At 74.3% G+C, this 26,203-nt stretch carries 29 protein-coding genes; 15 read left to right on the top strand and 14 right to left on the bottom strand.

From position 1 onward, the window contains the following. Window positions 1-148: 148 nt before the first annotated feature. The 3 genes from ACI79L_RS21645 to ACI79L_RS21635 all read right to left on the bottom strand — a co-directional run bounded on the left by ACI79L_RS21645 (window position 149) and on the right by ACI79L_RS21635 (window position 3,394). Window positions 149-904 (bottom strand): type 1 glutamine amidotransferase domain-containing protein, encoded by a 756-nt coding sequence (locus ACI79L_RS21645; RefSeq protein WP_456938770.1) that lies wholly within the window; start codon window positions 902-904, stop codon window positions 149-151. A 337-nt stretch (window positions 905-1,241) separates the two neighbouring features. Next, a complete protein-coding gene (locus tag ACI79L_RS21640; RefSeq protein WP_456938769.1) occupies window positions 1,242-2,420 on the bottom strand; it encodes a glycosyltransferase in 1,179 nt (392 codons plus the stop codon). Beyond that, window positions 2,417-3,394: a glucosyl-3-phosphoglycerate synthase gene (locus ACI79L_RS21635; protein ID WP_456938768.1), complete on the bottom strand. Its 978-nt coding sequence runs from the start codon at window positions 3,392-3,394 to the stop codon at window positions 2,417-2,419. Before ACI79L_RS21635 ends, ACI79L_RS21640 begins: the two co-directional genes overlap by 4 nt. Window positions 3,395-3,555: 161 nt before the next feature. On the opposite strand from ACI79L_RS21635, the gene ACI79L_RS21630 reads away from it, so the two are divergent. The 8 genes from ACI79L_RS21630 (at window position 3,556) to ACI79L_RS21595 (ending at window position 13,096) form a co-directional block, all read left to right on the top strand. Continuing rightward, window positions 3,556-4,515: a Gfo/Idh/MocA family protein gene (locus tag ACI79L_RS21630; protein WP_456938767.1), complete on the top strand. Its 960-nt coding sequence runs from the start codon at window positions 3,556-3,558 to the stop codon at window positions 4,513-4,515. Window positions 4,516-4,544: 29 nt separating this feature from the next. Continuing rightward, window positions 4,545-5,609 (top strand): zinc-dependent alcohol dehydrogenase, encoded by a 1,065-nt coding sequence (locus ACI79L_RS21625; protein ID WP_456938766.1) that lies wholly within the window; start codon window positions 4,545-4,547, stop codon window positions 5,607-5,609. 484 nt (window positions 5,610-6,093) lie between these two features. Next, window positions 6,094-6,861, top strand: coding sequence for a glycerophosphodiester phosphodiesterase (locus ACI79L_RS21620; protein WP_456938765.1), 768 nt, complete (start codon window positions 6,094-6,096; stop codon window positions 6,859-6,861). Between the two features lie 271 nt (window positions 6,862-7,132). Further along, entirely contained in the window at window positions 7,133-8,365 is a 1,233-nt protein-coding gene (locus tag ACI79L_RS21615) for a polysaccharide pyruvyl transferase family protein (protein WP_456938764.1), read from the top strand. Beyond that, a complete protein-coding gene (locus tag ACI79L_RS21610) occupies window positions 8,352-9,761 on the top strand; it encodes an FAD-dependent oxidoreductase (protein ID WP_456938763.1) in 1,410 nt (469 codons plus the stop codon). Before ACI79L_RS21615 ends, ACI79L_RS21610 begins: the two co-directional genes overlap by 14 nt. 349 nt (window positions 9,762-10,110) lie before the next feature. Beyond that, window positions 10,111-11,259: a zinc-dependent alcohol dehydrogenase gene (locus ACI79L_RS21605; RefSeq protein ID WP_456938762.1), complete on the top strand. Its 1,149-nt coding sequence runs from the start codon at window positions 10,111-10,113 to the stop codon at window positions 11,257-11,259. A 16-nt stretch (window positions 11,260-11,275) separates the two neighbouring features. Continuing rightward, complete coding sequence (locus ACI79L_RS21600; RefSeq protein WP_456938761.1) at window positions 11,276-11,878, top strand: hypothetical protein; 603 nt, start codon at window positions 11,276-11,278, stop codon at window positions 11,876-11,878. Window positions 11,879-12,247: 369 nt separating this feature from the next. Continuing rightward, entirely contained in the window at window positions 12,248-13,096 is an 849-nt protein-coding gene (locus ACI79L_RS21595; protein ID WP_456938760.1) for an aldo/keto reductase, read from the top strand. A gap of 262 nt (window positions 13,097-13,358) precedes the next feature. On the opposite strand, the gene ACI79L_RS21590 is transcribed toward ACI79L_RS21595, so the two are convergent. The 5 genes from ACI79L_RS21590 to ACI79L_RS21570 all read right to left on the bottom strand — a co-directional run bounded on the left by ACI79L_RS21590 (window position 13,359) and on the right by ACI79L_RS21570 (window position 17,145). Continuing rightward, a complete protein-coding gene (locus tag ACI79L_RS21590; protein WP_456938759.1) occupies window positions 13,359-13,577 on the bottom strand; it encodes a hypothetical protein in 219 nt (72 codons plus the stop codon). 169 nt (window positions 13,578-13,746) lie between these two features. Then, window positions 13,747-14,031, bottom strand: coding sequence for a DUF2795 domain-containing protein (locus tag ACI79L_RS21585; protein WP_456938758.1), 285 nt, complete (start codon window positions 14,029-14,031; stop codon window positions 13,747-13,749). A gap of 51 nt (window positions 14,032-14,082) precedes the next feature. Beyond that, a complete protein-coding gene (locus ACI79L_RS21580) occupies window positions 14,083-14,799 on the bottom strand; it encodes a 4a-hydroxytetrahydrobiopterin dehydratase (RefSeq protein WP_456938757.1) in 717 nt (238 codons plus the stop codon). A 66-nt stretch (window positions 14,800-14,865) separates the two neighbouring features. After that, a complete protein-coding gene (locus ACI79L_RS21575; protein ID WP_456938756.1) occupies window positions 14,866-15,240 on the bottom strand; it encodes a DUF2267 domain-containing protein in 375 nt (124 codons plus the stop codon). Between the two features lie 888 nt (window positions 15,241-16,128). After that, complete coding sequence (locus tag ACI79L_RS21570; RefSeq protein ID WP_456938755.1) at window positions 16,129-17,145, bottom strand: response regulator transcription factor; 1,017 nt, start codon at window positions 17,143-17,145, stop codon at window positions 16,129-16,131. A 209-nt stretch (window positions 17,146-17,354) separates the two neighbouring features. On the opposite strand from ACI79L_RS21570, the gene ACI79L_RS21565 reads away from it, so the two are divergent. Further along, entirely contained in the window at window positions 17,355-18,314 is a 960-nt protein-coding gene (locus tag ACI79L_RS21565) for a LysR family transcriptional regulator (RefSeq protein WP_456938754.1), read from the top strand. Here ACI79L_RS21565 and ACI79L_RS21560 read toward each other — a convergent pair. The 6 genes from ACI79L_RS21560 to ACI79L_RS21535 all read right to left on the bottom strand — a co-directional run bounded on the left by ACI79L_RS21560 (window position 18,304) and on the right by ACI79L_RS21535 (window position 22,109). After that, complete coding sequence (locus ACI79L_RS21560) at window positions 18,304-18,549, bottom strand: hypothetical protein (protein ID WP_456938753.1); 246 nt, start codon at window positions 18,547-18,549, stop codon at window positions 18,304-18,306. The two genes, ACI79L_RS21565 and ACI79L_RS21560, sit on opposite strands and share 11 nt — an antisense overlap. A 15-nt stretch (window positions 18,550-18,564) precedes the next feature. Next, window positions 18,565-19,593 (bottom strand): hypothetical protein, encoded by a 1,029-nt coding sequence (locus ACI79L_RS21555; protein ID WP_456938752.1) that lies wholly within the window; start codon window positions 19,591-19,593, stop codon window positions 18,565-18,567. Window positions 19,594-19,764: 171 nt separating this feature from the next. Continuing rightward, the gene (locus ACI79L_RS21550; protein WP_456938751.1) at window positions 19,765-20,118 is read right to left on the bottom strand and encodes an ANTAR domain-containing protein; all 354 of its coding nucleotides are present in this window, start codon (window positions 20,116-20,118) and stop codon (window positions 19,765-19,767) included. A gap of 137 nt (window positions 20,119-20,255) precedes the next feature. Next, on the bottom strand, window positions 20,256-21,023 hold the full coding sequence (locus ACI79L_RS21545; protein WP_456938750.1) for a LysR family transcriptional regulator substrate-binding protein: 768 nt from the start codon (window positions 21,021-21,023) through the stop codon (window positions 20,256-20,258). A gap of 374 nt (window positions 21,024-21,397) precedes the next feature. Then, window positions 21,398-21,538: a hypothetical protein gene (locus tag ACI79L_RS21540; protein WP_456938749.1), complete on the bottom strand. Its 141-nt coding sequence runs from the start codon at window positions 21,536-21,538 to the stop codon at window positions 21,398-21,400. Between the two features lie 193 nt (window positions 21,539-21,731). Then, on the bottom strand, window positions 21,732-22,109 hold the full coding sequence (locus ACI79L_RS21535) for a DUF2267 domain-containing protein (RefSeq protein ID WP_456938748.1): 378 nt from the start codon (window positions 22,107-22,109) through the stop codon (window positions 21,732-21,734). 192 nt (window positions 22,110-22,301) lie between these two features. Between ACI79L_RS21535 and ACI79L_RS21530 the strand changes: the two genes are divergently transcribed. The 6 genes from ACI79L_RS21530 to ACI79L_RS21505 all read left to right on the top strand — a co-directional run bounded on the left by ACI79L_RS21530 (window position 22,302) and on the right by ACI79L_RS21505 (window position 26,170). After that, window positions 22,302-22,541, top strand: a complete 240-nt coding sequence (locus tag ACI79L_RS21530; RefSeq protein ID WP_456938747.1) for a hypothetical protein — start codon at window positions 22,302-22,304, stop codon at window positions 22,539-22,541. A 240-nt stretch (window positions 22,542-22,781) separates the two neighbouring features. Further along, window positions 22,782-23,936 carry a glutathione-independent formaldehyde dehydrogenase gene (locus ACI79L_RS21525; RefSeq protein WP_456938746.1) on the top strand — a complete coding sequence of 385 codons (1,155 nt, stop codon included), beginning with the start codon at window positions 22,782-22,784 and terminating at the stop codon, window positions 23,934-23,936. Between the two features lies 1 nt (window position 23,937). Continuing rightward, entirely contained in the window at window positions 23,938-24,513 is a 576-nt protein-coding gene (locus ACI79L_RS21520; RefSeq protein WP_456938745.1) for a type 1 glutamine amidotransferase domain-containing protein, read from the top strand. Next, window positions 24,510-24,998, top strand: a complete 489-nt coding sequence (locus tag ACI79L_RS21515; protein ID WP_456938744.1) for a hypothetical protein — start codon at window positions 24,510-24,512, stop codon at window positions 24,996-24,998. The genes ACI79L_RS21520 and ACI79L_RS21515 overlap by 4 nt, the downstream gene beginning before the upstream one ends. Then, window positions 24,995-25,276, top strand: coding sequence for an alcohol dehydrogenase catalytic domain-containing protein (locus ACI79L_RS21510; RefSeq protein ID WP_456938743.1), 282 nt, complete (start codon window positions 24,995-24,997; stop codon window positions 25,274-25,276). Before ACI79L_RS21515 ends, ACI79L_RS21510 begins: the two co-directional genes overlap by 4 nt. Window positions 25,277-25,387: 111 nt before the next feature. Next, a complete protein-coding gene (locus ACI79L_RS21505) occupies window positions 25,388-26,170 on the top strand; it encodes a zinc-binding dehydrogenase (RefSeq protein WP_456938742.1) in 783 nt (260 codons plus the stop codon). The last annotated feature ends 33 nt before the right edge of the window (window positions 26,171-26,203 follow it).

Here is a 26,203-nt window from a genome sequence, read left to right as displayed (position 1 = left end):
GAGTAGTCCCGTTCCGGCTGACGAAAGTGGCGCAGTGGTCTGAGGTCCCGGCTAACGGTGCCACCGACGCGGGGACGCCGCGGAGCACCGGCGGGGTCGTGGAGTTGCGCCGCCTCGGGTACCTCCTCGGCCGCCGCAGGCGCGGACGTCACCCGGCACGGCCTGCCGCCCGGGCCCTCCAGCCCTGCGTGGCCGGGCTGTGCAGGGTGCGCTGGGCGGCGGCGGCCAGGCCGATGCCCACCACGGCGGCGGCCGACGGTTTCGGAGACCACCGCAGCGCGGCGATGGCCCAGCCGACGGGCGTCTCGCGCTGCCGATCGGACTCACGACGCGGTGCGGTCGTCGCCGGCTCCGGCGACGCCTTCGCGAAGGCATCGAGCATCCCGGGGATGAAGGCGGCCATGTCCTGGGGCCCTCTGCTCGTGGTGAGGTTCCCGTCCCGGACGAGCTCCTGGTCGAGCCAGGTGGCACCCGCGTTCACCAGGTCGTCGCGGATCCCGGGCCAGGAGGTGAGCGTCCGTCCGTCCACGAGTCCCGCCGAGGCGAGCACCCACGGTCCGTGACAGAGAGTGGCGATGGGCTTGTCGCTCGCGGCGAACGCGCGGACGAACTCCCGTGCCGGGGCGGACTGCCGGAGGAGGTCGGGATTGATGAACCCACCGGGCAACAGCAGGCCGTCGTAGTCGCCGGGATCGGCTTCCTCGATCGTCTTGTCCACGCGGACCCGGCCGGCCGGCATGTGCAGGTTCACCCCGCGGATGCGTCCGCGCCGCAGGGACACGACGTCCACCTCGGCGCCGGCCGCCTTCAGGGCTCGCAGCGGAACGATCAGCTCGACCTTCTCGAAGCCGTCGGCCGCCAGGGCAGCGAGCGTGCGGCCCTTCAGCCTGCGTCTGGTGGGCATGTCGTCCCCTGTTGCTCGATGGCGAAGAGATGACGGAGATCCCCTCGGCGGCGGGAGCCTCGATCGGGGCGCCACGGAGTTGCTCTCACCTGGCCGGCTGCTCGGCGGTGAGCGGGGTACCCGCGCCCGACAGCCGGACACGTCCCCGGGCGAACCGACGCGTGACCAGCCCGTCGTCCTGCTCCTACCGGCCGGAGCACCCGGCTGACCCGGCACGTGGGCCCACGGCGGGTCCGCCGAGCCGGTGCGGCCGTCGGAGCGGGCCCGGGAAGCGCGTTCGGGACGACGTCCGGCTCGGTGCCGGCCTGCGCCGCGGTACTGCGCGGGCTGCCGGTGCTCATCCGGCCGTGCCGCAGGGCGCCCCCGGGGCGGTCCGGGCGAGGAGTTCGGCGTAGAGCCGTTCATAGCCCCGGGCCATGACCCCGGGGCTGAAGCGGCTCAGCGCGGTCCCCCGGCAGGCCTCGGGGTCCAGCTCGGCCAGCCGGCCCAGCGCCGCGGTGAAGTCCGCCTCGTCCTCGGCCAGGTACCCGGTGACCTTGGGCTCGACGAGCGAGGGGAGGCACCCGCGGGCCATGGCCACGACCGGTGTGCCGGCGGCCAGCGCCTCGCAGACCGCGGTGCCGCCCGGCTCCTCCCAGCGGATGGGGAAGAGCACGGCCCGCGACCGCCTGAGCAGGTCGGCCTTCTCCTCCCCGGCCACGCTGCCGATCCAGCGGACCCGGTCCCCGTCGAGACGGGGCGCGATGCGGTCGAGGAACCAGCGGACGTCGGGGTAGCCGCGGACCGGGCTCGTGGGGTCGGCGAGCGCGGTCTCCAGGGCGGTCCGGTCGGGCTGACCACCGACCGGTCCGGCCAGCACCAGCGGCACGCCGGCCGCCCGGCAGGCCCGCAGCGCGATGTCGATGCCCTTGGCCTCGCACAGCCGGGACAACACCAGCACCGAGTCGGTCCGCTCCTCCGGCGTCGCCGGCGGGGTGTCCGGGATGGGCACGGAGAGCGGCACGGAGCCGAGGGTCTGCCGGCGCAGCGTGGCCGGGCCCCGCTCGACCTGGGAGTCCGAGACACCGGCGAAGAGGACCCGCCCCCGTCCGTCGAAGGCCTCGTAGAAGTCGGCATTGCGTCGCAGGTCCCAGTGCAGCGTGTGCAGCACGGGCGGGACCGCATCGCCGAGGGCTCCCAGCACCGCGGGGCCGACCACCTCCAGGTGCGTGTGCACCAGGTCGAACGGCTCTCCCGCGGCGGCGTGCCGGCCGATCTCCTCCACCACGACCCGCGCGTGCGCGTGCGCGGCCCCGACCACCTCCGGGTACGGCGCCGCGAGACGGGCGAACTGCCCGCGGGGGAAGGCCCACACCCGGCCGTCGGCGTCCTGCTCGCTCTCACCCACGGTCGCCAGGACGACGCGGTGGCCGCGACGGCGGAACTCCGTGGTCAACGTGGCGACGACGGTCTCGAGGCCGCCGTAGCCCCGGGGTGGCACCGCCAGCCACGGGCCGGCGTCCATGAGGATCTTCACGCCGACCGGCCCGGCACACCGGCTGCGCGGCGGGCGGCGTAGGCCGGCACCGTCCGCATCGGTGGCCGCTCGACCACGCCGACGTCCCAGGTCACCGCCTCGATGCCCCCACCGGTCCGGATGTACTGGACCAACTGGTCGCTCGGCACCCCGATGCCGGGGCAGCGGGCCAGCGCGGTCTGGACGATCTGGCCGGCCATGCGTCCCAGTGCGGCGTCGGGCTGGTGCGAGTGCCGTCGCGTGCCGAGGTCGACCTGCGCGAGGGCGTCCACCCCGGCCAGCTCCGCGAGGTCGATGAGCAGACCGAACTCCACGCCGTAGTGCGAGACGAAGGGGACCTGTTCCAACAGGTCGCGCCGACCCGCGTACTCACCCGACAGCGGCTGGACGAACCCGGACAGCTGCGGCCACAGCGCGCCCAGCAGGGGCCGGGCGGTCAGCTCGGTCACCCGTCCGCCGCCGCTCGGCACCAGTCCCTCGGTGGTGGACAGCGGCCGGTCGTAGAGCCCCTTGACGTAGCCGACGGTGGGGTCGGTGAGGAGGGGGCCCAGCAACCCCACCACGAACTGCGGATCGAAGCAGATCAGGTCCGAGTCGATGAAGACCACCAGATCGCCGTCGGTGACGTGCAGCGACTTCCACAGCGCCTCGCCCTTGCCGGCGACGCGGCCGCGCTCGGGCAGCACGTCGTCGACCCGCACCACCCGGGCGCCCGCACTCGCCGCAGTGGCCGCCGTCCGGTCCGTCGAGCCGCTGTCGGCCACGACCAGCTCGTCCACCAGTGCGTGCCGCTCCACGAGCTCGCGGCGGATCTCGGCGACGATCGCGCCGACCGTGCGTTCCTCGTTCAGCGCGGGGAGCACGACACTGACCGTTCGGCCCTGGGCCCGCTTGGCGGCCGTCAGCGCGGCCGCGCGGTAGTCCGTGGCGGTGTAGGTCCGGCGGCTGAGCCACCGGGAGACGTCCACGCGCATGCGGTGTCCTTCCCGTCCAGCGACGACCAGTACGCCACCGCGTCTCGGCAGCGGGGAGGCATGGCGGTTCCCGACCGTCCGGGCGGGACGGCGTTCCCCCGCGGAGGCGGTCCGAGGGGCAGGATCGGCACGGTGACCCTCGACGACGGCACCGCACCGTCGTGACCGTCCGGGTGGGGCTCGTGGGAGCGGGCGGCGTCGGCGCCCGGCACGCCCGCACGCTGGCCGGTTTCGACGACGTCGACCTCGTCGCCGTCTGCGACCCCGTGGCTGCGTCCGCCGAGGTGCTGGCCGAGGAGGTGGACGCCCGGCACGTCCCCGACCTCACCGGCCTGCTCGCCCTCGGGCTGGACGCCGTCTGGTTGTGTGTGCCGCCGTTCGCGCACGGGGACCTGGAACTGTCCGTCGTGCGCGCCGGGTTGCCGCTCTTCGTCGAGAAGCCCCTGGCGGCCGACCTCCGCGTGGCCGAGCACGTGGCCGCCGCGGTCTCCGCCGCCGCGCTGCCGACGGCGACGGGATACCACTGGCGGCACCTGGACACCGTCGAGCGGGCTCGCTCGGCGCTCGCCGGTACCACCGTCCGCCTCGTGGACGCGCGCTGGTGGAGCACCACGCCCCCGCCCGCCTGGTGGAGCCGGCGGGACCGGTCCGGCGGCCAGGTGGTCGAGCAGGCGACCCACCTGCTCGACCTCGTCCGGCTGCTGGCGGGGGAGGTGGTCGAGGTGGTCGGCGCGTCCGCGCCGTCCTCGGCCGGTGGACGGGACGTCCCCGACGCCGGAGCGGCCGTGCTGCGCCTGGAGTCCGGCGCCGTCGGGACGGTCAGCGTCTCCTGCGTCCTGCCGGCGCTGACGGCTGCGGGCCTGGAGGTGATCGGCGACGGCGTCGCCCTGGAGCTGACCGAGACCGCACTGCACGTGCGCACCCGGGACGCCGAGGTGCGCGCCGAGCCGGAGGTCGACGCCAGGAGGGCGGTGGACCGGGCCTTCGTGGACCTGCTCTCCGGCGGGAGCGCGTCACCGGCGATCGTCGACGTGGCCGAGGCGCTGCGGACCCACCGGCTGGCCTGGGCCGTCTCCGAGGCCGCCCGCACCGGGGCCGCCGTCCGCGTCGGCGACCGGTGAGGACCCCCGTCCCCGTCCGCACCCTCGTGGTGCCCCGGGCGGGAGAACTGGAGATCGTGGAGACCGCCCTGCCACCGCTCCCGGACGGCCGGTTCCTGGGACGGACGCTGTTCACCGGCCTGTCGGCCGGCACCGAGCTCACCTGGTACCGCGGGACGAGCCCGTACTTCCGCGCCGGCTGGGACGCCGAGCTGGGCGTGTTCGACCGCGACCGGCCCACGACGCACTTCCCGGTGCAGCGGCTGGGCTACATGGAGGTCGCCCGGGTGACCGACAGCCGGACCGCCGCGGTGGCCGAGGGCGCCCTGGTCGCCATGGCCTACGGGCACGCGACGGCCGTGCACGGCGATCCGCTGACCATGCACGTCGTGCCCCTGCCTTCGGGACTCGACCCGCTGCTGGGCGTGTACGCGGCCCACCTCGGACCCATCTGCGTCAACGGTCTGCTGCACGCGGCCGCGGACGTCGGTGGCAGCGAGCTCCGGGACGGGGTGGACGGCCGGCTCGTCCTGGTGACGGGCGGCGGGCCGATCGGCCTGCTGGTCGGGTTGCTGGCACAGGTGCACGGGGCCGCGGAGGTCGTCCTCGTGGACTCGACCCCGGAGCGTCGCGCGGCCGCGCGCGCGCTCGGCCTCGACGCCGCCGACGACACGCCTGACCTGGCGCGTGAACTCAAGATCCGGTGGCGGCACGGACCGGCCGACCACGGAGCCGACGTGGCGTTCCAGTGCCGGGGCACCGGCGCGGCGCTGGCCACCGCGCTGCGCTGTCTCCGGCCGCAGGGCACGGTGATCGACCTGGCCTTCTACTCCGGCGGCGCCGAGCACGTCGCACTCGGCGAGGAGTTCCACCACAACGGACTGTCGCTCCGCTGTGCCCAGATCGGCCGTGTCCCGCGCGGGCTGGCGCACCGCTGGGACCGCCGGCGCCTCTCGGCGGAGACGCTCGCGCTGCTCGACGTCCACGGCGCGAGGATCGGGAGAGAACTGGTGACCGACGTCGTCCCCTTCGCCGAGGCACCCCGGCTGTTCGCCGAGATCAGCGCGCGGCGTCGGCACGTGATCACGGCAGTACTGCGCGTGCCGGAGCCGTGAGGGAGTCATCGAGGCCGTCCCTCCCGTCCACCGCGCAACGCACCGTCCCTGCGGCGCGGGCGCGCCCAGGCGTCCATGACAGCCGGGTCGGGGCCGCCGCGTCGATCGGCAGGAATACGGATGTGTCCACGATCGGGCGCTGCGCAGCTGCCTCCGGGCCCCGGGGAGTGCGGGCCGCTCGGGGCCGAAGATGGGCAGTTGTGCCGACGGCGCCCGGGCACCGGCCCGACCATCCTGGGAGAGCGGCTGCCCGACGGGAACGGGCGGTCTCGTAGCACCTCCGCACCTGCACGCCGTGCCAGGTACGCCGGCGGTCGCGTCCACGCCACGGGGGGAGATGACCGCGTGCTCCATCTCGCGTCACGGGGCGGCTGCGCCCTCCGTCGGGGCCTCGCGGGCTGCGGCCGGTGACCCCTCCGGACGGGACGGTGCACCTGCTCCACCTCGCGGTGGACCCGTGACCACGGCCGGCCGGGCACGACCCGTGCCCCCGGACGTGTTCGGGGAGGGGCCGGCCGTCATCGGGCACCGCGGGCTCGGCTGCGGCGTGGTCGACGGGCATCGGCAGAACACCCTCGGCTCCTTCGCCGCCGCCGTGCGCAGCGGGGCGAGATGGGTGGAAGCCGATGTCCGGCGCCTGCCCGACGGCGTCCTGGTGGTGGCGCACGACGCCGTGTACCCGGACGGCACCCGGCTCGACGACGTCACGGGGGCGGAGGCCGACCGTCGCGGCACGCTGCGTCTCCGCACCCTGCTGGACGAGCTCCCTCGCGAGGTGGGGCTCAACCTGGACCTCAAGTCCTCGATGGACGACTGTCTGCGGTCCCCCGGGCACACCAGCGCAGGCATCCTCGCGCCGGTCGTGGCGGCGGAGGCGACGCGGCGGCCGCTGATGGTCTCCTCGTTCGACCCGGCAGCCCTGGGGCTCCTGCGTGCGACGGCGCCGCGGGTGCCCCTCGGACTGCTGACCTGGCACGGGTTCCCCGTGGAGATGGCCGTGGCGGCCTGCGTCCACATGGACGTCGAGGTGCTCGCGCTCCACGTCGGCTCGCTCGGGGAGGGGACGGCCGCCGGCCAGGTCGACCCGGGCGTCCTGGCGAGACTGCTCTCACTGCTCCACCGCTGCGGGCGGCAACTGCTGGTCTGGTGCCCGCAGATCGCGTTGGCCCGGTTGCTGGTCTCCGCGGGTACCGACGCCGTGGTCGTGGACGACCTGCCGGAGGCGCTGGTCGCACTGAGCCCTTCCCCCTAGCCGACGACCGCTGGTGGTCGGGAACGCAGGTGGGCGGAGTGCCGACCGCCAGGATCGGTCGATCTGCCGAGTGTGCCGGGGGCTGCCGAGGGGATTCTGGAGACGACGCCGTTCCGCTGAGGCAGCCGGCACCCGGCCGGCTCGGCGACCACGGACCACGAGGCCCCGCCCTCGATCATCCCGTCCCTCGGCCGCCTGTCCTGCATCGCGACTCCTGCTCGGCGTCCCTTCTTCCCCGACCCACCGGCGACACATCGACTGGAGGACCCGGATGGCGACCATCGGACTGCTCGGTTCCTACGGCGGGCTCAACATCGGCGACGAGGCGATCCTGACCTCGATCCTCGCCACCTGGCGAGAGGCCGTGCCCTTCGCCGAGGTGGTGGTGTTCTCCCGCGACGCCGCGCACACCCGGGACGCTCATCTGGTCGATCGGGTCATCGACGCCCGCCGGGGCCGGTGTGACGCCGTCAACGAGGAGATCGCCGGGCTCGACGTCCTCGTCCTCGGTGGCGGCGGGCTGCTGTACGACAGCGAGGCCACGGAGTACCTCCGGCACGTGCGGACGGCCCACCGGAACGGCGTGCCGACGGTCGGATACGCCCTCGGCGTCGGGCCACTCACGACGGCCGAGGACCGCGGCGCCGTACGCGAGGTCGTGTCGGTGATGACCCAGGTGACCGTGCGCGACGAGGAGAGCAGGCGGGTCCTGGAGGAGGTCGGCATCGAGCGGCCCATCGAGGTGGTGGCCGACCCGGCGCTGCTGCTGAGCCCCGCTCCCTTCCCGGCCGACGAACTGGCCCGGAGCGGGGTGGACACCTCCGGACGGCTGATCGCCGTGTCCGTCCGGGAACCGGGGCGAGCGGCACCGGATCTCGCCGTGGACGCCTATCACGCCACCCTGGCCGCGGTCGCCGACTTCGCGGTGCACCGCTACGGCGGCCAGGTGGTGTTCGTCCCCATGGAGCGCGGCGACGTCCGCGAGAGTCATGCGGTGCTGGCCCGCATGACGGCTCCCGACCGCGCGCGGGTCCTCCACGGCACGTACGGGCCCCGCGAGATCCTCGGCCTGATGCAGCACATGGACCTCGCGGTCGGCATGCGGCTGCACTTCCTGGTCTTCGCGGCTCTCGCTGGGGTGCCCTTCCTCCCGCTGCCCTACGCGGGCAAGGTCGCCGACTTCGCGCGGGCACTGGGCATCGAGACGCCGGGCAGCCTCGACCGGGACGCCGTGGGACCGCTGCTGGCGGCCGTCGACCGGCTCTGGGACGAGCGCGAGGCGGACGCCGGACGGGTACGGGCCCGGATCGAGAGGCTCAAGCGCCGGTCGGCCGCCCCGCTGCAGCACGTCCTCGACGTCCTGGCGGGGCCGTCGGCACCGGTGGCATCCGCGATCGCAGGCCGGTCCATCGAGCAGGAGGGAGTCCAGCATGCCGCCGTTGACCCGGCCGGTCGCGGGGGAGCGGTTGACGTTGCCCCCGCGCTCAGCGTTGCACGCGGCTGAGGCCGACGTCCTCGTCGTCGGAGGCGGGCCGGCCGGCATCGGTGCTGCGCTGGCGGCTGCCGACGCCGGCGCCGACGTCGTCCTCGTCGAGCGGTACGGGTTCCTCGGCGGCAATGCGACGGCGGCGCTCGTGATGCCGTGGATGTCCTTCCACACCCGCCGTCCGCAGCCGCCGCGGCTGGGTGACGTGAGCCTGTTCCCCACCGACCACGGCGAGGGCGAGCCCGTCGTCGCGGGCAAGCACATCGAGGTCATCGACCGGCTGGTGCGGGCCGACGGGGCGCTGCCCCCGTCGCCGGAGACCGGGTACACCGTCCCCTTCGACCCCGAGGTCTTCAAGCAGGTGGCCCTGGACCTGCTCGACGGCGCGGGTGTCCGGTACGTGCTGCACGCCTTCGCCAGCGGGGTCCGGACACCGGGCCGGGCCGGCGAGGTGGTGTTCGAGACCAAGTCCGGGCCGGTCGTCGTGACCGCCCGCGTGACGGTCGACTGCACGGGGGACGGCGACGTCGCCGCGGCTGCGGGAGCGCCGTTCGAGATCGGCCGCGAGAGCGACGGACTGGTGCAGCCGATGACGCTGATGTTCCGTGTCGTGGGCTTCGACCCGGGACCCTTCGAGCGCTACGTCGCCGACCACCCCGACCAGTGGCGCAGCGTCCACGGGCTCTGGGACCTGGTGGAGGAGGCGACCGCAGCAGGCGACCTGGACCTGCCCCGCGAGGACGTCCTCTTCTTCAACTCGGCGCACCCGGGGGAGGTCGCCGTCAACTCGACACGGGTCACGCAGGTCTTCGGCACCGACGTCTTCGACCTCACCCGCGCCGAGGCGGTCAGCCACCGGCAGATGTCCCGGATCGCGGCCTTCCTCCGGGACTACGTGCCCGGCTTCGCCGACTCCTACGTCGCCCAGAGCGGCGTGCAGGTCGGCGTCCGGGAGACGCGGCGGATCCTGGGCGACTACGTGCTCACGGGCGAGGACATCCTGAGCGCACGGAAGTTCGACGACGTGATCGCGCGCGGCACCTACCCGGTCGACATCCACAACCCCAACGGCAGGGGGACCGTGCTGCGGTCGGTGCCCCCAGGAGACGCGTACGACGTCCCCCTGCGCTGCCTGCTGCCACGGGACGTCGACGACCTCCTGACGGCCGGACGCTGCATCTCCGGCACCCACGAGGCCCACTCCTCCTACCGGGTCACGCCCACCGCCATGGCCACCGGCCAGGCCGCCGGGGTCTGCGCGGCGCTCGCGGCCGCCGCGGGCCGGGCGCCCCGGGATGTGGAGATCGCCGCCGTGCAGGCGGAGCTGGTCCGGCAGGGCGCCGATCTGGGGGGCCGCGGGGAAGACGCGGCGTGGCCCTCGAGCGGGGTGTCGTGCGGTGATCCGGCGGGGTGACCGGACCGGTTGCTCCGCGCTTCGCAGTCGGGCGGGGTCGTGACGGGGAAGTCGGGGCCGTCGTGGCCCGTGTACCGCCCCTGGTCGGGGTCCCACCAGACCAGCGGCCCGGCAGTGCGGTCAGCTCTCAGCGGGGTGAACGTCCGAGCCCATCAGAGCGGGACCGGAGGGATGTCGGGCATTGGTAGATCTGCCGATCTTTCGGCGGAGCCCCGCGGCGAGTCCGGATGTGCGGTGGCCCCGGGGGGACGGCCGACGCAGAGTCAGGGGGCCGGTGAGCAGAGCCGGCCGCTGGGCGCCCCGTAGTGCTCTCAGGAGCCCCGGGGCCCGCGCACCAGGAGGCGACCGGATGCGAGCGATGGTGTACCGAGGTCCCTACAAGGTCAGGATGGAGGAGAAGCAGCGGCCCAGGATCGAGCACCCCAACGACGCGATCGTCCGGGTCACCCTGGCCGCCATCTGCGGCTCCGACCTGCACCTCTACCACGGCATGATGCCGGACACCCGGATCGGTCACACGTTCGGCCACGAGATCATCGGCGTGGTGGACGAGGTGGGGTCGTCCGTGCAGAACCTGCAGGTCGGGGACCGGGTGATGGTGCCGTTCAACATCTTCTGCGGCACCTGCTGGTACTGCGCGCGAGGGCTGTACTCCAACTGCCACAACGTCAACCCGAACGCCACCGCCGTCGGCGGCATCTACGGCTACTCGCACACGACCGGGGGCTACGACGGCGGCCAGGCGGAGTACGTGCGGGTGCCGTTCGCCGACGTCGGCCCGTCGAAGATCCCGGACTGGATGGCCGACGAGGACGCGGTCCTGCTGACCGACATGACGGCGACCGGCTACTTCGGAGCGCAGCTCGGCGACATCGTGCAGGGTGACGTCGTCATCGTCTTCGGCGCCGGGCCCGTCGGACTGGTGGCGGCGAAGTCGGCCTGGCTGATGGGGGCCGGCCGGGTCATCGTCATCGACCACCTGGACTACCGGCTGGAGAAGGCGCGCACCTTCGCCCATGCCGAGACCTACAACTTCACCGAGTACGGCGACATCGTCCTGGAGATGAAGAAGGCCACCGACTGGCTCGGCGCGGACGTGGCCATCGACTGCGTGGGCGCCGAGGCGGACGGCAACTTCCTCCAGCACGTCACCTCGTCCAAGCTCAAGCTGCAGGGCGGCTCCCCGGTCGCGCTGAACTGGGCGATCGACTCCGTCCGCAAGGGCGCGACCATCTCGGTGATGGGCGCGTACGGCCCGCTCTTCAGCGCCGTCAAGTTCGGCGACGCGATGAACAAGGGGCTGACGATCCACACCAACCAGTGCCCGGTCAAACGGCAGTGGCCCCGGCTGTTCGAGCACGTGCGCGACGGCTACCTGAGGCCCAGCGAGCTGGCCACCCACCGGGTGCCCCTCGAGGACATCGCCGAGGGCTACCACATGTTCTCGGCCAAGCTCGACGGCTGCATCAAACCCCTCGTCGTCCCGACCGCGGCGTGAGCGTCAGGAGACCCCGATGACCTACACACCGCACAAGCCGCCGATCGCGGAGTCGCCCGAGGAACTGCGCAAGCGCATCCCGGGCTGGGGCGTCGACCTCGACCCCAAGGACCGGCCGTCGGTGCCGAAGCTGCAGTTCCAGGAGGACTTCACCGGCGCGCACTGGGAGTTCCCCGAGCGGCAGCCGGAGAGGTATCCGCGGGAACGCTCGGTCGAGCACGGGATGCTCACCCCGGTCTTCGGCACCGCCCAGCCGCCGTCGGGCGTCGCCGGCGCCATCCGTCGCTACGCCTACCGCTACAGCGAGGGCCGCGCGGCGCACTGGCTGCTGCTCATCCTCGCCGACCGGGTGGATGCGTGGGAGCACCACCTGAAGTCGCTGCTCACGCTGCACCCGGACAACCCGATCACCGAGACCGGGGTGAAGGCCGAGTTCACCCGCCACGGCCTGCGGTCGCGGATCGGGCAGCACCGCACGGACCTCAAGCACCAGGTACTGGACCCGGTGATCGTCGGTGGCCCGTGGATCGCCGCGGCGGGGGCGGTCTACGCCGGTGCCCGGAGCATGTCGAGGTCGCTGGCGCGCGTCGGGTCCGACGGGCAGCGGCCGGTGCACTGAGCCGGGGACGGCTCGCCCCGGGGACACGGACGGACCGGCGCGACCCGGGGAACGGCACGCCGCCGGACGGATGCCGACCGGGCCGCCCACCCCGCGGTCCTCGAGGCCGCGCCCGCCCGGTCCCGCCCCGCGCGACGCGGGGTAGGACCGGTGTGCGACGGCGCCCGCGAACTGCTCCGGGTGGACACCGCCGGGCAGGTCCGGTGGGGCCGGCGTGCGCGACGTGGCGGTGCGGCCGGTCGGTGAACCGGTCAGGGCCGCTGCCCTGACCATCAGCTCCGGCCGGCTCGTGGCGGCCGGGAGCGGTTTCCGCGTGCACACCACCCGGACGGCGCGGTGCGCGTCCTGCTGGACCTGGAGGAGCCCCGCATGACCGCATCCACGATGCGCACCGTGACCCTGCCCGACGGCACCGCAGCCCCGGCCCTCGGCATGGGCACCTGGTACCTCGGTGAGGACCCCCGCAGGAACGACATCCAGTTGGACGCCCTCCGCACGGGCATCGACATCGGCCTGACGCTGGTCGACACCGCCGAGATGTACGGCGACGGCGCCGCCGAGGAGCTCGTCGGCCGGGCGATCGCCGTCCGGCGGGACGACGTCTTCCTGGTCAGCAAGGTGCTGCCGCACCACGCCACGCGCCAGGGCACGGTGGACGCCTGCCGGCGGAGCCTGCGCCGACTGGGCACCGACCGCCTGGACCTGTACCTGCTGCACTGGCGCGGCCGGGTCCCGGTCGAGGAGACCGTCGCCGCCTTCGAGTCGCTGGTCTCCCGCGGGCTGATCCGTGCCTGGGGCGTGAGCAACGTCGACGTCCCCGACCTCGACCAGCTGGTCGGGCTCCCCGGCGACAACCGGGTCCAGACCGACCAGGTGCTCTACAACCTCGCCCGGCGCGGCCCCGAGTACGACCTGATCCCCTGGTGCCGCGGCAGGCGCATGCCCCTGATGGCGTACTCGCCCGTCGACCACGGCAGGCTCCTCGAGCACCGGGCCGTCCGGGACCTGGTCGCGGAGAAGGGGGTCACCCCCGCCCAGCTGGCCATCGCGTGGGTGCTGCGGCTGCCCGACGTGTTCGCCGTCGCCAAGGCCTCGACCCGCGCGCACGTCATCGAGGACCGCGCGGCGCTGGAGATCGGCCTCAGCCAGGCGGAGCTGGACCAGCTCGACCGGCTCTTCCCGCCGCCGTCCGGCAAGGTCCCGCTCGACGTCCTGTAGGACCGGCCGACGAGCCGATCGCGAGGGCCTGCCTCACGAGCCGCAGCCGGCGGGTTCCTCGGCTCGATCCCGTGACAGCGGCGGGCGGTTCGCCGGTGCTCACTCCGGCAAGCGGCGACCCGGGTGCCTCGCCCGCCGGCGCGGGCCCGTTCGCCGGGCTCCGAGGGGAGTCCCGGACGGCGTCGCAGGCGACGGAGGGACTCGGCCGGCGCTGGGCAGGACGGCGGCTCCGCAGTCAGCGACTGCGGAGCCGCCGCCGCGGTCAGACGAGTCCCTCGTTGTGGGGCTCGATGCCGGCCGAGGGGTCCACCCCCTCGTCGGCGTCCGGCCGGACGGGGCCCTCGCCCGGCTCCGAACCGGAGCCGGCGGCGGTGTTCCGGGAGGACCGCTCCGGATCGGTCACGTCGGTGGTCGTCGGCGCCTGACCGATGCGCTTGGCGGCATCCCCGGTCCCGGTCTCCTCCAGCTCTGATTCGCTCACGACTCCTCCATCCAGGTGGTTCATCCAGGTCGTACGACGTCGGTGATCACGCAGTGGGCTCCACGAGTTCCTCGGGCTCGTGGGACGGCTGGCCGGACAGTGACGTCCGGAGGGCCGGCCGGCGCACGCCGGGACCCGGCCGGCGCGGTGACGTGGCCGGTGACCGGTCCTACCGGGGCTCGCGCATGTGCTCGGCGACCCCCGCAGGGGCACGGGTGCGGGCCTGCTCGGCCGCCCGGCTCGCCGATCGTCCGGCGCCGGGGTCGACGCGCACCGACCGCGCCACCTCCGCACGGCTGCGGTACTCGACCGGCGGGATGGCGCGGAGGCTGCGGACCACCGCCTCGGGTGCGCCCGCCCGCTCGGCGGCGTCGACCAGCGCCTCCTTGCCGGCCGGGTAGTCGACGTCCTCCAGGTACCGCAGGACGTCCTCAGGGGTGAGCGGATCGGTCACGGTGGTTGCCTTCCGACTGGTGGTCGTGGGTGTCCGGCGCCCGAGGGCGGCTCAGCCGTGGGACCCGACCGCGGCGATGGCCGCGTCGATCCGCCGGGCGAGTTCGATGTCCATGTCGGTCACGCGGTCGAGCGAGTGCGTCCAGACCTCGAAGGTCACCGTGTCCTGCAGTTGCTCGACGCGCGCGTGGTGGGTCATGTCCTGCTCGGCGCGGGCGACGGCGTCGCGCAGGGGGCGCTGGCGCTCGGGCGGGAGCACGACGGTGCGCCGCAGGCGGTGTTCGTCGCCCTCCCAGCCCTCCAGGGCGGCCAGTGCGCGGTCGAGCTCGTCCTGCTCGAGCAGTCGCGGCGTCAGCCCGATCGGCACCCCGGAACCGCGGGGCGGAACGCCCTGGTCGATCGGTGCGAACAACTCCTCACCGTCCGGCAGCCGCCGGGCGAGGACGCCGGCCACCTCCGGCTCGGAGGCGGCCAGCGTCGACAGGACCGCCTGGGTGTAGAAGCGGGCCCGCTCGGCCGGGCATCCGGACCCCGCGCTCACCGCGGAGACCAGGGCGGCGCTGCTGTCGGGGTGCAGACCCGGCCCGCGGACCTCGGCGGCAGCCCGGAGGGAGCCGGGCAGGACCGCGGCCAGCCGGTCCCGGTCGGGCTCGTCCAGGGAGGCGGCCACGGCCGCGATCACGGCCTCCACCGCCCGACGGGCCTCCTCGGTGTCGGCAACGCCGGCCTGAGCGCCCGCGGCCTCGATGAACGTCGCGTACTTGATCACCGGATTCCTCCTGAGCTGTGCGGTCCTGGCCTCCCGTCGTCGGCCACTGCACGGGCGACGGCGGGTTCAGGCCATCGGCCCGACCAGCTCCCGGTACTCCTGCGGCAGCTGGGAGAGGACGTCGTCGAACTCGCCGGGCCTCAGCGCCTCCCGCACCGTGGTCAGGACGGCGGCGGCCCCCGTGCCTCGTCCGGGCCGACGTCCCCGCGTTCCGCGATCCAGCGCAGGAACTCGTCCACCCCGAAACGCCTCCGCTTCTTCGCGCGGGGGCCGCAGGTCGCCCCGGAGCCGGGTCGGCAGCTGCGCGGCGAGGTCCTGGGCCTCACCCCCGCTGATGCGGTCGGCGAGGGTCCGCAGGGTGGCGTGCTCGATCCGCTCCGCCGTCTCCTCGGGCACGCCGGCCCGTTCGGCCGTCGTCCGCGTGAACGTCGCGTAGTCCATCTGCGCTCCCGGAGGCGCCGTCGGGCGCCGGTCGTAGGGATCCCGTCGTCCGACCGCGGCTCAGACGTTAGGACCCGTCACGACCCCTGGACATCGGTCGATCGACCGATCCGGCCTCCGGTCCCGGGTCCCGCCACGGCTGCCCGCGCGGGGAGGCGACACGCAGCGGCGGTTCCGCGCCGCGACCGCACGCCGGCAGGCTGGTCACGACGGACGCGGGCCGGACGTGACCGCCCGGCCCGCGTCTCCGTGTCGGGGACCGTTGCGGAGACCGAGATGTCCGGTCAGCCGCTAGTCGTCCGCACCCGGCCGAGAGCCGTCCGGGTCCCGGGTCCCGGGTTCCTCTCGCGAGTGCCCAGGGCCGACGGCCGGAGCCGCGCCGCCGAGTTCCTTGCTCACCGTCGGATCCGCGTCGTCGGGCTGGGGCACCCGCGGGTCGTCAGGGAGCCGGATGTCGACCTCGTCGGCAGCCGCAGCCGCGGGTGCGTCGTCCTGCGGAGGGATGCTTCCGCCGTCCATGCCGTGGGGGTACCCCGAGCCACCGCCGGAACCAGAGCCGCCGGCCGAGATCGGCAGACCTGCCGATGCCCGTCGGTCGCCTGGCGGACCGGGACCGGACCCCGCCGGTCGTCGGTCGTCTCCTCCCCGGCCGCTGCGGCTCTCCGGGGAGGGGGCGGCGACCGCTGGGGCTGCGGATCCTGGGCGCCCGGGCGGAGGGCTGGGACGACGAGCGGATCAGCGCGTGCTGCGGCGCTCCCCGGGACGCCACGCGGGCGGAGGAGCAGGCCCACCGGGGGGTCCGGCACGGTCCCCGGGCTGCTCCCCGGCGTCGCGCGGGCCGGCCTCCACGTCCCGTCGGCGCTGTGGCCGTGAGTCCTCCGCCGAGGTTCAGCGCCGGCCGGCCGCGTCCGTTCCCGCTGGGACGTAGAGGCCGGCCCTCTCGGCGCGCACGGCGGCGAGCGTCCTCGAGGGAGCCCCGAGCTTGACGAGGATGTGCTCCAGGTGCGCGGCGACCGTCCGCGGGGCCACCACGAGAGCCCGGGCGATCTCCTGGTTGGAGTCCCCCTCGACCAGCCGCCCGAGGACCTCCAGCTCCCGGGGCGTGAGCCCGCGCAGGTCGCCGACCGGGGAGAGCAGCACCATCCCCGACAGCACGGGGGACACGTCGTCCGTGCCCGTCAGGACCGTCACGCGGACATGGCCGTCCGGGGCGTGCCGGCCACCGCGCGGCCACAGGAAGGACGCGTACACCTGGCCGCTCCGGACGGCGGCGCGGGCGGCGTCCAGGGCGGGAGAGCCTCCCGCGAGCAGCGCGTCGTCGCCGAGACCCGGGAACGGGGCGGTGCCACCGCCCCTGCAGAGCACCACGCCGGCCGCGGCACCCTGGACCATGCGGGCGGCGGTGAGCAGCGAGTCCATCGGGTCGATGCCGCGGGCGAGGATGGGGGCGAACTGCGCCAAGCGGCGCCGGACGGCCTCCGGCGGAGGCCGGGTGTCGGCGGAGAGCAGTGCCAGGTACCCGACGTGGCGCTGCCCCGGTACGAACAGTCCCACGGTGAGGGCCTCGTGGTAGCCGGCGGGGGTGAGGCACTCGGCCCACGTCGGCAGGTCCTTGGCGGAACGGGGGAGGTCCGACGGGCTCAGCGGTGGGCGGGCGCGACAGGCTCCGGTCACCTCGATGTCGTGCGCCGTCGCCGGACTGCTGAGGTACCGGACGGTGCTCCGGTCCAGCGAGGTGCTGGCCAGAGTGGAGTAGCCGTTGCCCAGCGGGTCGGCCAGCGCCATCCAGGAGGCGTCGAAGGGGATGTGGCGGCCCAGCTCGTGCAGCAGCTCCTGGGCGCGGTCGGGGAGCCGTCCCGGAGTGGCGGCGATCTCCGCGAGGTGGAGAGCCGGGGCCTCGGTCATGTCGCTTCACCAGTCCAGGGCCTGCGCGGTCGGACGGAGCCGTCGAGGACGGCCGCGGCCCTGGACGAGGCTGACCGGGCTGCAGCTGTACATACCGACCCGACCAGGGGAGCAACCCGTGACCGCGTGACCGGAAACCTCGGTGGTCGGAGTCGTCGCCACCGCCACCACGGCCCGTGGACGGCACGTTTTCCGCAGTAGGATCCACCATGGAGTTGCGCCAACTGCGCTACTTCCTGGCGGTGGCTGAGGAGGGGCGCTTCAGTCGGGCCGCGCAACGGCTCCACATGGCTGCCCCGTCGCTCTCGCAGCAGATCCGCGCGCTGGAGCGGGAACTCCGGGTCCCGTTGTTCGAGCGCACCCCGGAAGCGGCCCGGCTGACCTTCGCCGGCGTCGTCCTGGTCGAGCGGGCCCGGATCATCCTGGCGGAGGTGGACCGGGCGCTGACTGACGCGCGCGCCGCCGGAGCGGACTCCCGCGAGCGACTGACCTTGCGGGTGGCCACCATGGCCGACCTCGTCCTCGACGGCCCGCTGCGGCACGCCGCGCTGGCGATCGACGGGATCGAGGTGTCGGTGAGCTCCGGCCGGGGGGACGACGCCGTCGAGGCCGTCCGCCAGGGCAGGGCGGACGCGGCGATCGTCTGGAGCCGGTCCTACCCGCAGCGGGACCTCGCCGGCGTGGTGCTGGGCTCGGTAGTCCTCGGCGTCGTGCTCCCGCTCGGGCACGCGTTGAGCGGCGCGGTCACGGTGCCGGTGGCCGCGCTCGCCGACGAGGTGCTGGTGATGTTCCCGCGGGAGCCGTTCGCCGGGACGTGGGACCGGGCCGTGGACCACGTGTTCCCCGCCGGGGCCGCGCAGGACCACGTCGTCATCGAACCCAACCTGCTGAACGCGCCGGAGGCGGTGCTGCGCGCGGTCGGAGCCGGCACCGGCATCGCCGTGAGCATCCTCAGGCTCGTCGATCACCTGGGGATCGAGGGGATCACGGTGCGGCCCCTCGTTCCGGCGTTGACGTGGGACCTGGAGGCGGTCTGGCGGGCACCGGCCACCCCCGCCGTCCGCAGGCTCGTCGACTTCCTCGTCGCGTCGTCCCGGGACCCGCAGACGCTCATCGAGCCGGTCCGCCGTCCCGGCGACGGCCGGCGGGACGCCACCGTCAGGGCCTGAGGACCACCTTCTCGCAACGATCCTGCTCGTGCTTGAAGACGTCGTAACCGTGCGGCGCCTCGGACAGCGGCAGCCGGTGGGTGATCACCCGGGTGGGGTCGATCTCGCCACGCTCGATGCGCTCGAGCAGCGGGCGCATGTACCGCTGGACGTGGCACTGCCCGGTCTTCAGGGTCAGGGAGCGGTTCATCCAGGAGCCGGCCGGGAACTTGTCGACGAACCCCCCTCCGTACACGCCGATGACCGCCGCTCAGGTCGCTCCCGTCACTCCGGGCGGGATGCGCAACCCGCCGCGCAGGGCGCGCACCGCGGCGGCCGTGAGGTCGCTGGTCCCCAGGGCGACCAGGCTCCGCCCCAGGGAGTCCGCCACCGCCTCCGCGGCCACGTGGAGTGACTGCGCGAGGGCCGGGACGTCGGTGACGCCCTCGATCACGAGGCCCAGGACCCGGAGGTCCAGGACGGTGAGGCCGTGCAGGTCGCCCGGTGGGCACAGGAGCACCGCGGCGGAGAGGTGGTCGAGGTCCGGGCGGGCGAAGTCGAGCGCGGTCACCCGGATCAGCTGCTCGCCGCCGGTCCCCGGTGCCGGGGCGAGGAACGAGGTGTACGCGCCGCTGACGGCCAGCTCGTCAGCGGCGACCCCGAGGATCGGTGAATCCGGCGTCAACAGGCGGTCGCCGGGCAGCCCCGGCAGCGGCAGGACGTCGCCTCCGCGGGTGAGCACGACGCCGGCGCCGGCGTTCCCGACGATGCGGGCGCTCTCGGCGATGTCCCGGGTCCGGTCCAGGTCGTCGGCGATCACCGTGGTGACGGCCGCGACGACCCGGCGATCGGCCTCTCTCGGTCGCGAGGGATCCGCGGAGAGCAGGCTGAGGAAGCCGACGTGCCGCCCGTCCGTCGTGAACAGCCCGGCCGCCAGACCCTGGCGGAAGCCGGCCGGGAGCAGGTGGTCGGCCCACGCGCGGACCTCGGACAGGGGACCCGGGATGTCGCTGGCCAGCATCGGCGGACGGCGCCGGTGCAGGCCGAGCCGCTCCACCTCCTCGTCGGCCTCCGGACGGCCGAAGTAGGCGACGAATGCCTCGGACGGACCGGTGGTCGCCAGCGGGACGTGGGTCTGCCGCTCGGGGTCGCGTACGGCAAGCCAGCCGGCATCGAAGGCCAGGATCCGCCGGAGCTGCTGCAGGTACTCCGCAGCCCGTTCCTGCACGGTGGCGGACGACGCGACGACGCCCACGACCTCCGACCACACACGCTGGAGCCGCGGTTCGCTCCCGCTCATCACAGCTCACCCTCCCTCACTCATGGGTGGACGTACAGCCCGAGGCGTTCGGCACGGTCAGCGGCACGGGTTCGCGTCGGTGCCGCCGGCCCGGCCGGGACGTGCCCCACGTGCGCCCCCTGGCGACTCGAGCGCAGGAGCGTCGGCGGCCACCGTCCTGCGGGGCACGTCTCACAGACTCCCCGTGTAGATCACCGTCTCGGCCAGCACTCGCACCTTGACGTTGCCGTTCTGGCTGTGCGTCACGAGCATCGCGAAGGCCTGATCGGCCGTGAGCTGGCGCTGGCACATCAGGATGCCGATCGCGATGCCGATCTGCCGGTTGGTGGCCAGCGCCTGCTCCAGGTTGGCCGCCCTGTCCTCCGCCGATCGGACCCGCGCGTGCAGCTGGTCGAGCTCGGCGAGGACGGCGAGGCGGTGCACGGGCGCGGCCGGCGCCTCCACTGACGGGTCGACGGTCATCGTGTCCTGGTCCTCCTGCTGTGCGACCGGTGTGCGGATGGGTCGGCGCGTCGTCGCCTGCACGCCGTGAACCTCTCCTGCGACGGACGCCAGGGTGCGGGCGCGTTCCGGCGTCCGGCATCGGCAGAGCGACCGATCCGCGCCTCCGGGGTGGGCGGGACGGGGTCCGGCCAGGCAACGTCCGGCGCTCCACGAGCCATCTAGACCTCGGCGGGTCCACGGTCGTGCCCGCCGACCGGCCCACGGCACTGCGAGCGGTGGGCGGCGAGGACGGCGCGGCCGGCCGCGCCGCGGAGCACCTCGTCCCGGCTGACGATGCCGAGCTCCCACAGGGGTGCGCCGGCCGACGTGGCGACGGCGACGTCGCCGAAGACGGCCTCGTCGAGGCACGCCTGCGGGCCGGAGGTGGTGCCCAGGCCCCGCTGCACCATGGTCAGGACGCCGAACCACTCGTCGGCCTCCAACCGGACCTGCCGGGGGATGTCCCGGTCGGCCATGAGCCGGTCGAAGAGGTCGCGGACCCACCAGCCGCGGGGCAGGTCGATGACCGGCTCGTCGGCGACCTCCCCGGGGTCCACGTCGAGCGCCCCGGCCAGCCGCTGGCCCGCCGGGCAGACGATCGCGACCGGGGTGCCGGCCAGCGGCTCGAAGCGCAGCGCCGGGCCGGCGAGGTGGGTCAAGGGGGTGACGGCGAAGTCGACCTGGCCCCGTCGGCGACCGGTCCGACGAGGTCTCGGGCGCCGTCGTGGAGCAGGCGATGCGGACCGAGCCGCGGAGCAGGCCGGTGACCTCGGCGACGGCGTCGCGGGCGCGCTCGGTCCCGGCCAGGGGCGGCGCGGGCGGGTGGGAGCAGAGCCCGTCCGGCGTCGGCGAGCCTCCCGACTGCGGCAACGGCGGCCGGCATTCGAGGTGACGCACGCCGGCTTCCCGCACCCAGGTTCGTCCGGTTGCGGCGCCTGGTGAATCACGCCTTCTCGCCGGCCGGCATCGGCTGCTCCACTGGCACGGGGCCGTGGGGGGGGGGGGGGGGGGGGGGGGGGGGGGGGGCGGCCCGCGGGGGGGGGGGGGGGGTGGGGCGGGGGGCGCCGCCCCGGGGGCGGGGGGTTCGGGGGCGCGCGCCCGCCCGCCCGCCCCGCCCCCCCCCCCCCCCCCCCCCCCCCCCCCCCCCCCCCCCCCCCCCCCCCCCCCCCCCCCCCCCCCCCCCCCCCCCCCCCCCCGCCGGCGGGGTCGGTAACGGAAGCGCTCCACCAGCGCCTGCCGTTTGCTGGACGTGCACACCCACTCTCTCGCGGCCAGCCTGATCTGGCCCCCTCCGCAGCCGGCGACCGCGGGGCGGCCGTGGTCAGACGAGCCCCTCGTCGTGGGGCTCGATGCCGGCCGAGGGGTCCACCCCCTCGTCGGCGTCCGGCTGGACGGGGCCCTCGCCCGGCTCGGAACCGGAGCCGGCGGCGGTGTTCCGGGAGGACCGCTCCGGATCGGTCACGTCGGTGGTCGTCGGCGCCTGACCGATGCGCTCGGCGGCCTACCCGGTCCCGGTCTGCTCGAGCTCTGACTCGCTCACGACTCCACCATCCAGGTCGTGCGCTGTGGGTGCTCACGCGGTCGGGCTGCGGAAGGACGCCGGCCGGCCGGCGTGCGCTACGGATCCGTTCGTGTCGGGGACGCCACCGTCGGGCCTACGTCGATCCGGGCACGAGCCGGGCGAACTCCCCGCCCAGCTGGGACAGCACGTCGTCGAACTCGCCCGGCTCGACCGCGTCGCGGGTCGTGGCGAGCACGGCGACCATCCCGTCCCGCGCGTCCTGTTCGGGCAACCGCGCCATCCGGGCGACCCGCCGGGCGAACTCGTCGGGTCCGAAGGGCTGCGCCTCCGGTTCCGGCGGGATGAGGTCGGCCTGCAGGGCCCCGGGCAGCTGGGCACGCAGGTCGTCGGCCTCGCCGGCGGTGAGCCGCTCGGCCAGCACGCGCAACGTCGCGTGGACGAGCGTCTCGGTCTCGTCGCGGGGGCGCCCGCCGCGGGCCTGCACGGACGAGACGAAGTCGTCGTACTGCACTGCTCCTCCTCCTCGCGGAGACCGGACGCGTCGGACGCCGGCCGGTGCCCCCCAACCTGGACGATGCGGCCGCGGGAGCACATCGGCAGACCTGCCGATGTGCTCCCGCCGTCCGGGTACCGGTGCGCGAGCCGGGTAGGCCTCCCGCGACGCCGACCGCGGTGTCGAGCCGCCGTCCCGGGGAGGACCACCATGCGAGTCGAGGACCTGTCGGGGGACGACGCCGCGGTGTACCGGGCCGTGGCCGAGGCGGAGGTCGGTGCCGGCGCTCCGCACCTGCAGGACATCGCCCGGGGTGCCGGCCTGGACCTCGAGCGGGCTCGGGCCGCCGTCCACCGCCTGCTGCACAGCGAGCCGAAGATCCTGCACGAGGTCCCCGACACCAGCCGCACCGATCTGGGACCGGTGTACGAGCTGGCGCCTCGCACCTGACCCTGCTCGCCTGTTCCTGCGCACGCCGCGGCCCGGTCCCTCGCCCCGCGTCCCGTCGTGAAGGGGGCGCGCTGGCCAGCCGCCGTGGGCGTGCTCTCTCTGGTGCCGTCGGACCCCTCAGGGGGACGTCGACCGGCCCGGTATGGGCATGTCTGCCGATTCCGGGCGCCCCGCCGCGCCGGGTGCAATCGGGGTCCCGACCCGAGCCGGGAGCGGGGACCACCCCGACGAGGAGGCAGCGTGAAGGCAGTCGTGTACGACGGACCCCGCCAGGTCAGCGTCAAGGACGTACCGGACGCGCGGATCGAGCGGTCGACCGACGTCCTGGTGCGGATCACCTCGGCGAACATCTGCGGCTCGGACCTGCACATGTACGAGGGCCGGACCGACTTCGAGACCGGCCGCTGGTTCGGGCACGAGAACATGGGCCAGGTGGTCGAGGTCGGCGACGGGGTCGACAAGGTGCAGGTGGGCGACTGGGTCGTCCTGCCGTTCAACATCGCCTGCGGGCACTGCAAGAACTGCGAGCGGCAGCTCACGAACTACTGCCTGACCGCGCAGCCGGAACCGAAGATGGCCGGCGCCGCCTACGGCTTCGCCGACATGGGCCCCTGGGCCGGTGGGCAGGCGGAGCTGCTGCGCGTGCCCTGGGGTGACTTCAACTGCCTGCGGCTGGGTGAGGACGCCGAGCAGCGCCAGACCGACTACGTGATGCTCGCCGACATCTTCCCGACCGGCTACCACGCCACCGAGATGGCCGGCGTGAAGCCCGGCGACCAGACGGTCATCTACGGCGCCGGCCCGGTCGGGCTGATGGCCGCCCTCTCGGCCACCATCCGGGGGGCCGGCAAGGTGATGGTCGTCGACCGGCACCCGGACCGGCTCAAGCTGGCCGAGTCGATCGGCGCGATCGCCATCGACGACTCGAAGGTCGACCCGGTGCAGGCCGTCCTCGAGCAGACGATGGGGCTGGGTGCGGACAACGGCTGCGAGTGCGTCGGCTACCAGGCGCACGAGCCCGACGGCCAGGAGCAGGCCAACCTGACGATGAACCGGCTGGTCGCCTCGGTGCGCTTCACCGGGACGATCGGCACCGTCGGCGTCTTCGTGCCGCAGGACCCCGGCGCCAGCGACGAGCTGGCCAAGCAGGGCAAGCTCGCCTTCGACTTCGGCATGTTCTGGTTCAAGGGCCAGCACATCGGCAGCGGCCAGGCGCCGGTCAAGAAGTACAACCGGCAGCTGCGCGACCTCATCGCCGGGGGCAAGGCCGAGCCGTCGTTCATCGTGAGCCACGAGCTGCCCCTGGACCAGGCGCCGGAGGCCTACGAGCACTTCGACGCCCGGGACGACGGCTGGACGAAGGTCGTCCTGCACCCGGCGATGGCGGGGAGCTGACGTGGCCGGGGAGCTGAACGGACGGCGGGTCGCGATCCTGGCGGCCGACGGGGTGGAGCGCGTCGAGCTGGAGCAGCCCCGCCGGGCCTTGGACGACGCCGGCGCGCGGACCGACGTGCTGTCGATCCACGACGGTGAGATCCAGGCGCGCAACAACGACCTCGAGGACGCCGGCACCTTCGGCGTCGACCGGCTGGTCGGCGCGGCGTCGGTGGACGAGTACGACGCGCTGCTGCTGCCGGGCGGCACGGTGAACCCGGACCAGCTGCGCATGCAGCCGGCGGCGGTCGAGTTCGTGCGGAACTTCGTCGAGTCGGGCAAGCCGGTGGCGAGCATCTGCCACGGGCCGTGGAACTTCGTCGAGGCCGGCGTCGCGCGAGGACGGCGGCTGACGTCGTTCCCGAGCATCCGCACGGACCTGCGCAACGCCGGCGCCGAGGTGGTCGACGAGCAGGTCGTCACCGACGGCAACATCACCACCAGCCGGTCGCCGGACGACCTGCCGGCCTTCTGCGAGCGCATCGTGCAGGAGTTCGCGCGGGCACCGCAGACCGCCGCCGCGGGAGGTCGGGCATGACCAACCCCATCGGGAACGTGGCGTCCTTCGCCGCCCGCGCCGGCGGGAGCGTCGTCCGCCAGGTGCGGTCGGCCATCGACCCGTCCGCCGCCCGGCCGGCCGGCGCGGGCCGGCCGGCGTCCGGATGGCTCGTGGTGACCGTGTTCCGCGAGCCGTCCGACGTCGACACCGCGCGGCTGCCTGCCCCCCTCGCGGGGTTCGGGGACCGGATCGAGGTCCGCGTCCGCCCGGCCGCGGGCGGCAAGGGCACCGAGCTCGCGGCCCGGTTGCGCGACCGGCCGTCGCCGGGCACCGCCCTCGGCCGGCTGAGCGGCAACGACCCGCAGGCCGACCTGCGGTCCGCGCTGCGCCAGGCCAAGCAGCTCATCGAGGTGGGCGAGGTGCTGGCGGTGGACCCGGCGCCGCACGGCAGGCGGACGGCGACGCCCGGTGGCGTGCTCCTGGAGGCGTGGACCCGGATGGCCCCCAGAGCAGGTGTGCGATGAAGGCGGTGACCTGGCGCGGGGTCAACGAGATCGGCGTCGAGGACGTCCCCGAGCCGAAGCTCCTCAACGACCACGACATCATCCTCGAGGTCGGCCTGTCAGTGACCTGCGGCTCCGACCTGCACTTGATGGGCGGGTACATCCCCGCGATGCGCGCCGGTGACGTGCTCGGGCACGAGTTCATGGGCACGGTCGCCGAGGTCGGGGCCGGGGTGACCAAGCACCGGGTCGGCGACCGCGTGGTGGTGGTCTCCTTCATCGGCTGCGGGCAGTGCTGATACTGCAAGCAGGAGCTGTGGTCGCTGTGCGACAACGGCAATCCCAACCCGGGAATCACCGAGGCGCTGTGGGGTCAGTCCATCGGCGGCTGCTTCGGCTACTCGCACGCGATGGGCGGCTGGGCGGGCAGCCACGCCCCCTACATCCGGGTGCCCTACGCCGACCAGGGCGCCTTCACGATCCCGGACGGCGTCTCCGACGAGCGGGCGCTGTTCGCCTCCGACGCCGCACCCACCGGCTGGACGGGGGCGCACCAGGCCGAGGTCCGGCCGGGTGACGTGGTCGCGGTGTGGGGGGCCGGCGGCGTCGGGCAGATGGCCGCGCGCAAGGCGATGCTCATGGGTGCCGAGCGGGTCGTCGTCATCGACCGGTACGACAACCGGCTCGAGCAGGTCCGCACGCACATCGGGGCGGAGACCCTCGACTACGAGCAGGTCGACGTCCCCGCGGAACTGCGGGAGATGTCCGGCGGGCGCGGTCCGGACGTCTGCATCGAGGCGGTGGGCATGGAGGCGCACGGCAACGGCCCGCAGTACCTCTACGACCAGGTCAAGCAGCAGTTGCGGCTGCAGTCGGACCGGCCGACCGCCCTCCGGGAGGCCATCTACGCCTGCCGCAAGGGCGGGACGGTGTTCGCGCTGGGCGTGTTCGGCGGCCTGGTGGACAAGTTCCCGATGGGGGCGGTGATGAACAAGGCGCTCACCCTGCGCGGCGCCCAGCAGCACGGGCACCGCTACGTCCCGGAGATCCTCGACCTGATGAGCCGGGACGAGGTGCGGACCGAGCACCTCGCCACCCACGTGATGCCGCTCGACGACGGGCCGAAGGGCTACCGGATGTTCAAGGAGAAGGAGGACGGGTGCGTCCGTGCGGTGTTCCGTCCGGGTGGCTGAGGCGACACCGGCCGGCCCACCGTACGGCCCGGC

This window comes from Geodermatophilus sp. SYSU D00684, assembly GCF_054050455.1.
This window is presented reverse-complemented; position numbering and strand designations above follow the sequence as displayed.